We start from the raw sequence: 11,804 nt of genomic DNA, 5'->3' as shown, positions 1-11,804 counted from the left end.
ACGCCTATTAGCGTGCTTACAAAAATATCCGCGTTATGAGAAAAGCCAGACTGCACAAAAACTCCCCCGACCTCTGGTACTAGCTTGTTGGCTTGCCCCACCGTCGGCGATGTCGCCTCCCGCATTTTTCATGTACAACGCTGCGCACCACGTACAACAATTTATGTCTCGTGATCCTGTTTCGGCCCGAATGCCAGGCCTTAGCGAGAAGACTATGCGCATAAAAAAAGCGCGCCCCTGAGGGCGCGCCATTTTGGCCAGAACACGCGATGTACCGCGCGTCCAGTCGTTTTCTGATCACGTCATCGCCAGCACCAGGCCAACGACAGCGGGAGGATCACTGCTCCCGCATCTTCCATCCAAGGGTTTCACCGGCACGCAGCGGCACCAGGCTCTTCCCTTCACCGAAGGGCAGCTCGGCAGGCACCTGCCACTCGGTCTTGTCCAGGGTAATGCGATCTGCGTTGCGTGGCAGCCCATAGAAATCCGGGCCGTGGTGACTGGCAAAACCCTCAAGGCGATCAAGTGCTCCGGCCTGCTCGAATGCCGTTGCGTACAGTTCAATCGCCGTCAACGCTGTGTAAGCGCCAGCGCAACCGCAGTCGCTCTCCTTGTCGTGGCGAGCGTGAGGAGCGCTGTCAGTGCCCAGGAAGAAGCTGGTGTCGCCAGAAGTCGCTGCCTCGATCAATGCCTCACGGTGACGCTCACGCTTGAGGATCGGCAGGCAGTAATAGTGAGGACGAATCCCGCCCACCAGCATGTGGTTGCGGTTATACAGCAAGTGATGGGCGGTGATGGTCGCCCCCACATTGGCCGGGGCCTGGGCCACAAAGCTCGCCGCATCGGCGGTAGTAATGTGCTCAAACACCACCTTGAGCTCGGGGTGGCGTGACAGCAGCGGCTTCATCACCCGGTCGATAAAGACCTTCTCCCGGTCAAAGATATCGATCTCGTGGTCCGTCACCTCGCCATGCACCAGCAGCGGCATGCCCAGGCGTGCCATGGTGGCCACCGCTTCGTCGCAATGCTTAAGATCGGTCACACCGGAATCAGAATTGGTGGTGGCTCCTGCCGGATACAGCTTGACCGCCTGTACCTTGCCGCTAGCCCAGGCCTGCTCGATATCTTCCGCCGTGGTACGGTCGGTCAGATACAGCGTCATCAGCGGCTCGAACTGGCTACCTTGCGGCAACGCCGCCAAAATACGCTCGCGATAGGCCAGCGCCTGCTCCAGCACTGTCACCGGCGGCTTGAGGTTGGGCATGATGATGGCACGCCCCATTTGGCGCGCGGTGTCCGCTACCACTGACTCAAGCGCGACGCCATCGCGCAGGTGAAGGTGCCAGTCATCCGGGCGGGTCAAGGTAATGGAAGTCACTTGTTGTCCTGTCATCGAGTGGTTCAAGGTCGGGCGCAGTATACCGCAAAGCGATCGACCTCCGCTCATCGCCACAAAAGCACGATATTTCGCGTATCATGCGCAAGTGTCTCCTGCGAGCACTATCCTGACAGGCGAAAGGCGCCGGCAGGACAGGCCGACACAAGACGCGGAACAAGGCAGTGGCCATCCAGATGGCCATGGAGAGTGAACGAGGCATTCAGGGCCAATCAATAGGCCTCGCCTGTCACCCAGGAACCCCCTGCGCCCCGTTTTTACCGACTAGCCCTAGCGAGAGCTCAATGCCCAAGGTACGTCACTACGCCGACCTGGTCGCCACCCTGGCGGGACTGATGTGGTTGATGCTGTATTGGTCGATCAGCGTATCACTGCATATCGATAGCGCCGAGCCGGCACTGGCTGCCCTGCTGATACTGGGCACCATGATCCTGCTGAGCTTTGTGCATCGCCCGGTGCGCGTCATGCTGAGTCGCTATCACGTGCGCAAGCGGCGCACCGAGATGTGGATGCATATTCTGGCGCTACCGCTGAACCTGGCATTTCTGTTTGCCATCGTCATCGATCACCTGATCACGCCCTTGAGCGGCGCGCAGAAAATGCTGCTGTTCAACGTCCTGGCCACCGCCAGCTGGTTGGTCTTTCTCGTCACCCTGCTGATGAAACTGCTGGCCCGGTCCATCGCTGAACGCCGCGGAGAGCGCAGCGATGACGACGCTGACAGCAACCCTGACGTGAGCGCTGCAAGCGCCAGCGCACTGCCCCCCACTTCCGGCGAATCAACAGCCGCCGAACCGCAGAAAGACAACACTTGAACCCGCCCCTCACCATGACAACGCCACCTCACGCAGCCCTTATGGGGCTTTGCCTGAAAAGCGAGAGCGCCAGACGAAAGAACGGAAAGCAGTGAGAAGCAAAAGGGCCACGAACATCGTGGCCCTTTTGCATTCTGAACCGGACAGCGTGTTAGAAACGATCGACCCTGAAGGGCGTCATATCGATATCCGCCGGCTCCCCCTCGATCAGCTGGGTCAGCAGCTTGCCGGTAACAGGGCCCAGCGTGAAGCCCTGATGCCCATGACCACAGGCCAGCCACAGGCCATCCTGTCCCGGCACCGGGCCAATCACTGGCTTCATGTCTGGCGTGCAGGGCCTGGCACCCTTCCAGGGCGTGGATTCCAGCCGCTGCCCCAGGGGGAAGAGCTCCCTCGCCTTGCGCTCCGCCGCCTCCAGCTGGTCTAGGTGCGCCGGCGCCTCCAGCCGCTCCAGCTCGGCCCCGGTGGTCAAGCGAACGCCCTGGCGCATCGGCGCCAGCAGATAGCCGACCTCAGCGTCCATGACCCAGTGACCGAGCGCCCGCTCGTCAGGCTGGGCATAGTGCATGTGGTAACCGCGCTTGACGAACAGCGGAATCCTCAAGCCCAAGGCCGTCATCCACTCCTGCGTCCAGGGCCCCAGCGCCATGACCAGACCGTCAGCGTCCAGCTGGCGGCTGACTGCACCGCCACCCAGTGACACCCGCCAGGCTTGGCCAGTGCGCTCCACGGCGTCCACATTGGCCTGCACGATCTCGCCCCCGGACTCGACAAAGGCCCGTGCGTAAGCAGCGACCAGATCCCCCGGACTGGCCACCGTCCAGGGGTCCAGCCAGTGAATGGCCCCGGCCAGCCCCTTGCCGCTGTCGTTGCCAGCGCCGCTCGCCAGGCCGGGTTCCAGCTGGGCAAGCTCCGCTCTGTCGAGTCGCTTGAAGCGAATCCCGAAGCGCTGCGCATCGGCCTGAGCCTGGGCGTGCCGCGCCGTCAGTTCGGCCTCGCTGCGATACACCTCCAGCCAACCGTCGCGACGAATCAACTCCTCAGCGCCCGATGCCGCAATCATGGCGGCATGGGCGTCAATACAGCCTGAAATCAAGGACGCATACTCAGGCACAATTCGCTCATACCGCGCCGGCGCTGAGTGCTGCCAGTACTTCAACAAGGTACCCGCGTTGGCCATCATCGCACCCGGGCGGTAGCGGATATCGATCTGCCGATTCGGAGCCACCCGCAGCAGCGTGCCGAGGTCGCGAGGAAACGCATAGGGCCGAACCGCCTCACGCTGGATGATGCCGGCATTGCCATAGGACGTCTCACGCCCCGGCTCGCGACGGTCCACCAGGGTCACCTGATGACCTCGCTGGCTCAGATGCCAAGCAACGGACACGCCCACCATCCCAGCACCCACTACCACCATCTTGCGCGACATCTGCGTCTCCTTGTCTCGACTCGCACTGGCTGAATCAGAAAACTTTACTATCCCTGATCGCGTTCAACAGGATGATCCAGTGTACCTGTCACAAAAGCCAGTCTCACCCACTACAATTTCTCCGAATGACGACAGCGCTATCGACAGACCCTGCGAGCGACAGACCTGAAAGCGAAGGACACTGAAAGCAAAAGACCCAGAAAACGAAACACCAAGCGCGCTTGAGCTTATCCATGCCGTCGCTGCTCAAGTTCGCTTGATGCAGGCGTCCTTACCTTGATCACCGCGCCGCGGCGCGATTTTCCTCGGCGATACGGGTACGCACGAAATCGCCGTGGCTGACATGCAGCAACTCGGCCAGGGCACGGATGCGATGTTCTTCCAGGGCATCCTTCTCTCCATCGGCAAAGGCCAGCGCCCACATCTGCTGCACCAGGGCGACCCGCTCCTGATACCCGGTTCGGTCTCTCAGCTCACGCACAAAACGGTGATGGTCAACGGCCGTTTCTGCTTCCTGGCGAGCCAACGACATCAGCTCGTCCAACGCTGCCGGGTCCAGCTCGAAGCGCTGCTGCAGCTGCTCGCGCATCAGCGCGATCTCGCTGTCATCCATGCGATAGTCTGCCCGCACCACCTCACACAGCAGAACCGCCGTGGCCAAGGACAGATCGACGTCTGCCTGGGCGTGTTGCGGCTGCGCCACATCGTTGATCCAATTCCTCAGGGAGGCCATCATCGTCATCGTTATCTCCTTGCCTGTACCACCATCTCAATGTCTTCGCAGGATACCGCCATGCCTCATCCGCTGCTGATCGTGTCACTCGCTGCCCTGGTTGGCGCCATTGTTGCAGGCGTCGGGGCCTGGAAGGTGCGGGACGTCAACCGCTGGCCCAGCGCCCAGGTCACCGTCACCGACACCGGCGTCAGACTGGCCGAAGCACAGCGCCATCAGCGCGAGCGGGATGAACAGGCCAAGCGATATCTGGCACGCGTGGCCGTCGAAGGCCGACTCGAGGGTCGCCTTGTAACTTCCGACAACAGTGGCTTTGATGGCGTTCCCTCCTTCGAACGCCGCGAGGACGCCGAGGCCTACCTGGCGGCCTACCCCGTCGGCAGTCAGATAACGGTGCGCTACTCGCCTAGAGACCCGACCATCATCCACCTAGGCACGGCCAGCCTGCCCTGGGGACGCCTGGGCCTGGCGGGATTCCTGCTGATGGCAAGCCTAGGCGCCTTCGCGCTATACACGACCAAGACCTGACCCTGGCGAGCCCCAGGCAATGCTCGCAAGTGGCGGCTCAGGCTTCTGGCCGCCGAACCAGCAGGACCACCGGCGCGCAAAGCAGGTAGAGGGCACCCAGCCACAAGAAGATGTCATTGAACGCCAGTACCTGGGCTTCACGCGCCACCGTCTGCCCGACCAGCGCCAGCGCGCTCTGCTGCGGATCCGCCACATGACCGGCAAGCAAGCTCTCGTATCCCTGCAACCGCTCAAGCACGACACCGCGCCCCTCATTTACTGCACCGATCAACTGGCTCCAATGATAGTCCTCGCGGATGTCGCGCACGGTGTCCATCAGCGCCAGACCGACCGCCCCACCAAGGTTGCGCATGACGTTGAACAGCCCGCTGGCATTGCCCACCTCTTCACGCGGCAAGGTTCCCAGCGCAATGCGCGAGGCCGGAATGATGCACAGGATCAGCCCCACCCCGCGCACGATCTGCGGCCAGAAGAACTGCTCGAACCCGGACTCTGAGGTCAGGCAGGCGTTCATGATCGAGCCCACCCCCACCAGCACAAAGCCCACAAACATCAGTACGCGCAGGTCAACGCTGCCGGACAGCCGACCGGCCACGGGAGCGGTGAAGAACATCGCCACCCCGGTCACGAACATGACCTGACCAATCTGCAGGCTGGAAAATCCGCGCACATAGCCAAAAAACAGCGGCATCAGATAGACCAGCCCGTACAGGGCGATGCCGATCACAAATCCCTGGCCGGCGCCCAGCGCAAAGTTGCGGTTGGCAAACGCGTGCAGGCCCACAATCGGATACCGATGGCGCAGCGTGCGTACAAAGAAGCCGATGGCGGCCAGGCCGCAGGTCAGCGAGAGCATCAGGATCAGGTGATCATCGAACCAGTCATCCCCGGGGCCCTCTTCCAGCACGTACTCAAGGCACCCCAGAAACACCGCCATCAGCGCCAGCCCCAGCACGTCCAGACGCCTGGCCGCGCTGCGGTCGCCCTTGTCGATATCCAAGAAGCGCCACGCCGCCCAACTGACCAGCACACCTGGAATCACGTTAGCCAGAAACAGCCAATGCCAACTGGCGATCTCCGTGATGTAGCCCCCCACCGTGGGCCCCACCGACGGCGCCATGGTAACCACCATGCCGATCACGGCCTGAACGGCGCCCATCATCCGACGCGGAAAGATCGAGAAGCTGATGGCGTGAGTGATCGGGATCATCGCCCCGCCAAGAAAGCCCTGCAGTGCCCGCAAGATGACCAGCTGTTCGATGCTGGTCGCCAGGGCGCATCCCAGGCTTGCCAGGGTGAAGCCGACGCTGGACAGCACAAAGGCTACCCGCGTCGAGAGAATCCGGGTCAGCATCCCGGACAGCGGAATCATGATGATCTCGGCGATCAGGTAGGACGTCTGGACCCAGGAGATCTCCTCACTACTGGCGGCAACGCCGGCTTGAATCTCGTTCAGCGAGCTGGCCACGATCTGGATATCCAGAATCGCCATGAACATGCCGAATACCGCCGCAATAAAGCCAATACGCTGAGGCCAGGGGGGCAGTTCATCGGCGCCCGAAGGCGCCGCGGAGGCAAGCGCTGGGGACTGACTCACGCGCCTGGCCCTGCCAGCGTCGCCGCTACCGGGGGCGTCTGCTCGCGCTCGGCCTGGTGCCGCGCGCCCAAGGGATCACCGTCCAGGGAACGGGTGTCGACTTCAGGCACCACAGACAACCCCGCACGCAGCACGCCCAGTGCCTGTTCAGGCCCGGTCAGTCGAATCTTGACCGGCACCCGCTGCACGATCTTGTTGAAGTTGCCGGTGGCATTGTCCTGGGGCAGCAGACTGAACTGGGACCCCGTCGCCGGCGCCAGGCTGTCGACCACCCCCTCGAAATGCACCTGGGGATAGGCATCGACCGCCAGTCGCACCGGCTGACCAATGCGCATGCGCTCCGTCTGGGTCTCCTTGAAGTTCGCCACCACGTAGGCCGACTCGACCGGCACCAGGTGCATCAGGGTCAGCGAGGGCTGCGCCAGATCCCCGACCTCCGCGGTGATGGCACCGACAACGCCATCGCGCGGGGCCCGCAGCGTCGCCTTTGACAGCTGGTGTCGGGCGACCTCCACTGCCGCCTGTGCGGATACGACACGCGCCTGCGCCGCCTGTTCGTCGGCCAGCGCAACGTCCAGCTGTCGCTGGGCCGAGGTCAGTGCCGCCCGGCGTGCCGCTAGCGTGGCCGCGGCCACGTTGACGCTGGCTTCATCGTCCTGCTGTTGCTGCTCCGAGGCGTACTGGCGTGACGCCAGCGAGCGCGAGCGCTCCAGATGACGAAGCGCCTGAGCATGCTGCGCCTCGGCAGAAACCACCTGGGCCTGCGCCTCTTCGATGGCCGCACGCTGTCGTTCGATCTGCCGGCTGGCCTGGACCTGCTGGGAACGAGCAACCTGCTGGTCCGCCAGGGCCTGAGCCAGCTGCTGCTTGACGTCGGTGTCATCCAGCTTCACCAGAACATCACCAGCGCGCACCTGCTGGTTATCCATCACCGGCAGCTCCCGGATCAACGCCGATAGTTCAGCGCGCAGACTGACCGCATCCGCATGCACATAGGCATTATCCGTCTCCTCCAAGTAACGGCCCGTCGACCACCAGCTCATGCCCCACCAGATCAGCGCCACCAAGGCCATCAGCCCGGCCAGTGCCACGATTGCCTTCTTGCCACGCGTCATCTCGTCCCCCACGTACCCTGTCTTACGCTTGTCTAGTTGCCGCCTGTGTCGACCCACGCGCTTCTTCATCGAAGCACCGGGAGGGGGCAGCAAGGCGCGGCCCTCGACAGCGCAAATTCATGAACCGCATTAGTGTAGCGCATGCTACACTTTTACGTCGCGGTGCTTTTTGCGTCGATCACCCCGCTGCTGTCTCCGGTGGCTGGGCCATTCGCCAGCAGCGGCATCGGTAACATCAACAACAGCAGCAACAAGGGCGAGGTCCGCGAGACCGGGGCTTTTACCGCAGCACGAAACGGGGAAAGGAAGCGGATACAAGTACGCCGGTGTAAGTCAGCAGGTATAGGCAAGCAGGTCACGTAAGCAGAACCCAGCCATCGGACGGCGGGATATCATCAGCAAGAGGACGAGCAGATGTCGGTCAACGACTCAGCCCATCAGGGCTTTACGCCACGCGGAGAAGCCCGCAGACAGCGTCTGTTGGCAGCCGCCAGGGAGGTCTTTCTCGAAAAGGGATACGCCGGTGCCAGCGTCAACGATATCGTGGCCCGAGCGGGAGGGTCGCTGAGCACGCTCTACAAGCTGTTCGGCAACAAGGAGGGGCTGTTCGTGGCGTCGATGGAGGCCCAGGCCTCCAGCGTGTGGAGTCGCCTGGGTCAGGCTGGCGAGCGACCGCCTGAAGAGGTGCTGACGGAACTCGCCCGAGACCTCATGGACCTGGCCCTGCCCGCCGCCAACATCCGCCTGATTCGTGGCATCGCTGCCGAGGCCGAACGCACCCCGGATCTCGGCGCACTGTTTCTCGACCACGGCCCCGACCGCACCCGCCGCGAACTGGCCGACTACCTCAACGCCCAGCATCAGCGAGGTCGACTGACGGTCAAGGACCCGCGCGCCGCCGCCGGCATCTTTACCGGCATGGTACTGGGCGAGTGGATGCTCGACTCCCTGGTGGGTCGCCCGCCCCAGCTCGATGCCCAGGCCAGGGACGAGCGCGCTCGCCTGTGCACCCAGCTGTTCCTCGGCGGGCTCGGTGGGCAGTAAGTCCCAGGGACAGTCGTTGCCGTCGAGTGGCACAGCCACCAGCGTCTTCAGTTCCCAGCACGCCTTAACAGAAATACCAGAGGAGCACAGGCAAGATACAAGCAGCCAAGCCACAGAAAGATGTCATTGAACGCCAGTACTTGAGCCTCCCTTGCGACGACATCACTGATGAGATCCACGGATGCCTGCATGGGATTTGCCGAATGCCCTGTCAGCATCCTCTCGTAACCGTCGAGACGTTCAATGACGGGCTCGCGACCCTGGGACACCGCTGCGATCAGATGAGACCAATGATAGTCTTCGCGAAAATCACGAATCGTATCCACCAGCGCCAGACCCACAGCCCCTCCCAGGTTACGTACAGCACTGACCAGCCCACTGGCATTGCCCACTTCCGCCTTTGGCAGCGTCCCCAAAGCAATACGCGACACCGGAATAATACAGAAGATCAGGCCCACGCCACGTAGCACCTGAGGCCAGAAGAATTGCTCGAATCCCGCCTCCGTCGTCAGACACGCATTCATGATGATGGCGATACCGACCAGCACGAAGCCGAAAAATAGCATGAGCCGCAGATCAACGGAGGTAGAAAGGCGACCGGCCACTGGTGCGGTAAAGAACATCGCAATCCCCGTTACCGCCATGATTTCACCGATCTGCAGGCTGGAAAACCCTCGGACATAACCAAAGAACAGCGGCATCAAGTAAACCAGGCCATAAAGGCCAATACCGACAACGAATCCCTGCAAAGCGCCTAGCGAGAAGTTTCGATCCGCGAAGACATTCAGTCTCACAATCGGCTCTCGGTGTCGCAACGTACTAAAAAAGAAGCCCGCGGCCGCTACGGCGCTAACTAGCGACAACGATAGGATGACGTCATCTTCAAACCAGTCATCTCCTGGCCCCTCCTCCAGCACATACTGGAGACAGCCCAGGAAAATCGCCATTAGCATCAGCCCCCAGATATCAAGACGATGGGCGGCCCCATGATCTCCCTTGTCGATATCCAGGAATCGCCACGCCACCCAACTGACAATCGCACCGGGGATCACATTGGCCAAAAATAACCAATGCCAACTTGAAAACTCGGTGATATACCCTCCCACGGTAGGGCCCACCGAGGGTGCTACGGTCAATACCATACCAATAGCGGCCTGCACGGCGCCCATGGCTCGGCGTGGAAATATCGAGAAGCTTATGGCCTGGGTAATCGGAATCATCGCTCCGCCCATAAATCCCTGGACCGCGCGTAAGACGATAAGCTGCTCAATACTGGTGGCAAGCGCACAGCCAAGACTGGCCAGCGTGAAACCTATGCAGGAGAGTACAAATGCCACCCGCGTAGACAGTATGCGAGTGAGCATGCCCGATAAGGGAATCATGACGATTTCAGCGATCAGGTACGACGTTTGTACCCAAGAGATCTCTTCGCTGCTCGCCGAGACACCGGCTTGAATTTCATTCATCGAGCTAGCGACAATCTGGACATCCAAGATCGCCATGAACATCCCGAATACCGCGGCGATGAATCCAATCCGATGCCGCCACGGGGGCATTTCACTCGCCTGATCCAACCCCTGGGGGACCGACACCGCACCTTGGCTCATGCCTCAGGCTCTTGAGCCAGGCCCGCATCAATTACCATTTGATGATCCACTCTCAGGCGCACGCCTAGTGGGTCCCCATCCACTATCCGGGTGTCTACCTCTGGCACTACCGACAGACCAGCGCGCAGCGCCCCCAACTCCCTACCGGGCCCGATAAGACGAATCTTGACCGGCACGCGCTGCACGATCTTGTTGAAATTTCCGGTCGCATTATCTCTTGGTAATAGGCTGAATTGAGCCCCAGTGGCTGGCGCCAGACTTTCTACCACGCCCTCAAAGTCGATCTCAGGATAAGCATCTACATGTAGGCGTACGGGCTGACCAATGCGCATACGCTCGGTCTGCGTCTCTTTGAAGTTGGCCACCACATAGGCCGAATCGATTGGTACCAGATACATCAGGGCCAGGGATGGCTGAGCCAGGTCGCCCTCCTCGACCGTGATAGCACCAACGACCCCATCACGCGGAGCCCGAAGCGTGGCCTTCTCCACCTGGTGCCGCGCGACTTCTACAGCGGCCTGAGCGGACGCGACTCGCGCCTCCGCCGACTGTTCGTCAGCCAGTGCAACGTCCAACTGACGCTGAGCCGACGTCAGCGCCGCCCGACGTGCCGCCAGGTTGGCCGTCGCCATATGCACACTCGCCTCATCATCCTGGCGCTGCTGCTCCGAGGCGTATTGACGCGACGCCAGTGAACGAGAGCGCTCCAGGTGATTAAGCGCCTGCTCCAGCTGAATTTCTGCGGCGGACACCTGTGCCCGCACCTCATCGATAGCGGCACGCTGACGTTCGATGCTGCGGCCAGCCTGGGCCAACTGTGACTGAGCGACTCGCTCATCCGCGCGAACCTGAGCCAGCTGCTGCTCGACATCTGTGGCATCCAGTTCCACCAAGATATCACCAGCATGAACGCGCTGATTGTCAGCAATCGATACCTTTCTTACCAAGCCAACAAGTTCTGATCGGATGCACACTTCATTGGCATATACGTATGCATTATCCGTCTTCTCTAGATAGCGCCCCACTAGCCACCAGTGCCGCCCCCACAAGACTGAAAGCGCCGCCACTCCAACCACAAGGCCCCGTAATCCCCACCTCGACAATGTCGTCATTTTACGCCCCAGCGTCACACTATTTTTACTTTTTTATCATTCACTAATTGATACTACACTCAACCCAATACCCAGGCGACACGCTGAAAAACACAGGTTCTAAAGAGCACATATTTGTGGCTAAAGTCCGACACCAAAAGTCAGAAAAATAGGGCTATGTCACATGCTTCTAACGTTTACCGACATCTCCATGGAGCAAAGCGCGTAAGCAACGGCTATTGGAGGGGCAATAGGAGGGGGTAACAGGAGGGGCCACAGGAGGGCATTGCTCGAAAAGGGATGCGCCGTTGCCAACGTCAACGACGTCGCGGCGGCCCAAGGGAGACGTTCGCTAAGCACGATTGGCACACTGATCGCTAACCAGAGCGGCGACAAAAAGGGACGACAAAAAGGGGCTACAAGATGAGCCTACAAGACGAGTCTAATAA

General features: G+C 61.1%; 10 protein-coding genes. 3 read left to right on the top strand and 7 right to left on the bottom strand.

Features of this window, described 5'->3' with window-relative positions; translation table 11 throughout:
- Positions 1 to 337 precede the first annotated feature (337 nt).
- On the bottom strand, positions 338 to 1,378 hold the full coding sequence (pyrC, locus tag KUV45_RS11675; protein WP_222163151.1) for a dihydroorotase: 1,041 nt from the start codon (positions 1,376 to 1,378) through the stop codon (positions 338 to 340).
- A gap of 302 nt (positions 1,379 to 1,680) precedes the next feature.
- On the opposite strand from pyrC, the gene KUV45_RS11670 reads away from it, so the two are divergent.
- Complete coding sequence (locus KUV45_RS11670; RefSeq protein ID WP_308126709.1) at positions 1,681 to 2,211, top strand: hypothetical protein; 531 nt, start codon at positions 1,681 to 1,683, stop codon at positions 2,209 to 2,211.
- 151 nt (positions 2,212 to 2,362) lie between these two features.
- Here the strand turns inward: KUV45_RS11670 and KUV45_RS11665 are convergent, their stop codons facing one another.
- Both KUV45_RS11665 and KUV45_RS11660 read right to left on the bottom strand, forming a co-directional pair.
- Positions 2,363 to 3,691, bottom strand: coding sequence for an FAD-binding oxidoreductase (locus KUV45_RS11665; RefSeq protein WP_222163247.1), 1,329 nt, complete (start codon positions 3,689 to 3,691; stop codon positions 2,363 to 2,365).
- Positions 3,692 to 3,920: 229 nt separating this feature from the next.
- A complete protein-coding gene (locus KUV45_RS11660) occupies positions 3,921 to 4,382 on the bottom strand; it encodes a TerB family tellurite resistance protein (protein WP_224852022.1) in 462 nt (153 codons plus the stop codon).
- Positions 4,383 to 4,433: 51 nt separating this feature from the next.
- Here KUV45_RS11660 and KUV45_RS11655 point away from each other — a divergent pair, with 51 nt between their 5' ends.
- Entirely contained in the window at positions 4,434 to 4,901 is a 468-nt protein-coding gene (locus KUV45_RS11655) for a DUF3592 domain-containing protein (protein WP_222163150.1), read from the top strand.
- A 37-nt stretch (positions 4,902 to 4,938) separates the two neighbouring features.
- Here the strand turns inward: KUV45_RS11655 and KUV45_RS11650 are convergent, their stop codons facing one another.
- The gene (locus KUV45_RS11650) at positions 4,939 to 6,498 is read right to left on the bottom strand and encodes a DHA2 family efflux MFS transporter permease subunit (protein WP_224852023.1); all 1,560 of its coding nucleotides are present in this window, start codon (positions 6,496 to 6,498) and stop codon (positions 4,939 to 4,941) included.
- Complete coding sequence (locus KUV45_RS11645) at positions 6,495 to 7,613, bottom strand: HlyD family secretion protein (RefSeq protein WP_222163149.1); 1,119 nt, start codon at positions 7,611 to 7,613, stop codon at positions 6,495 to 6,497. The genes KUV45_RS11650 and KUV45_RS11645 overlap by 4 nt, the downstream gene beginning before the upstream one ends.
- A gap of 414 nt (positions 7,614 to 8,027) precedes the next feature.
- Here KUV45_RS11645 and KUV45_RS11640 point away from each other — a divergent pair, with 414 nt between their 5' ends.
- The gene (locus KUV45_RS11640; RefSeq protein WP_222163148.1) at positions 8,028 to 8,657 is read left to right on the top strand and encodes a TetR/AcrR family transcriptional regulator; all 630 of its coding nucleotides are present in this window, start codon (positions 8,028 to 8,030) and stop codon (positions 8,655 to 8,657) included.
- Between the two features lie 47 nt (positions 8,658 to 8,704).
- Here the strand turns inward: KUV45_RS11640 and KUV45_RS11635 are convergent, their stop codons facing one another.
- Positions 8,705 to 10,264, bottom strand: a complete 1,560-nt coding sequence (locus KUV45_RS11635) for a DHA2 family efflux MFS transporter permease subunit (protein WP_222163147.1) — start codon at positions 10,262 to 10,264, stop codon at positions 8,705 to 8,707.
- Positions 10,261 to 11,376, bottom strand: a complete 1,116-nt coding sequence (locus tag KUV45_RS11630; protein ID WP_222163146.1) for an HlyD family secretion protein — start codon at positions 11,374 to 11,376, stop codon at positions 10,261 to 10,263. The genes KUV45_RS11635 and KUV45_RS11630 overlap by 4 nt, the downstream gene beginning before the upstream one ends.
- Positions 11,377 to 11,804: the final 428 nt, after the last annotated feature.

It is taken from the genome of Halomonas sp. DP3Y7-2 (assembly GCF_019800795.1).
Lineage (GTDB): Bacteria > Pseudomonadota > Gammaproteobacteria > Pseudomonadales > Halomonadaceae > Halomonas > Halomonas litopenaei_A.
This window is presented reverse-complemented; position numbering and strand designations above follow the sequence as displayed.

Excerpts from the sequence above, each read along its gene's own strand:
- KUV45_RS11670 (WP_308126709.1), top strand. The coding sequence starts at position 1,681 with ATGCCCAAGGTACGTCACTACGCCGACCTGGTCGCCACCCTGGCGGGA.
- KUV45_RS11660 (WP_224852022.1), bottom strand. The coding sequence starts at position 4,382 with ATGACGATGATGGCCTCCCTGAGGAATTGGATCAACGATGTGGCGCAG.
- KUV45_RS11655 (WP_222163150.1), top strand. The coding sequence starts at position 4,434 with ATGCCTCATCCGCTGCTGATCGTGTCACTCGCTGCCCTGGTTGGCGCC.
- KUV45_RS11645 (WP_222163149.1), bottom strand. The coding sequence starts at position 7,613 with ATGACGCGTGGCAAGAAGGCAATCGTGGCACTGGCCGGGCTGATGGCC.
- KUV45_RS11640 (WP_222163148.1), top strand. The coding sequence starts at position 8,028 with ATGTCGGTCAACGACTCAGCCCATCAGGGCTTTACGCCACGCGGAGAA.
- KUV45_RS11635 (WP_222163147.1), bottom strand. The coding sequence starts at position 10,264 with ATGAGCCAAGGTGCGGTGTCGGTCCCCCAGGGGTTGGATCAGGCGAGT.
- KUV45_RS11630 (WP_222163146.1), bottom strand. The coding sequence starts at position 11,376 with ATGACGACATTGTCGAGGTGGGGATTACGGGGCCTTGTGGTTGGAGTG.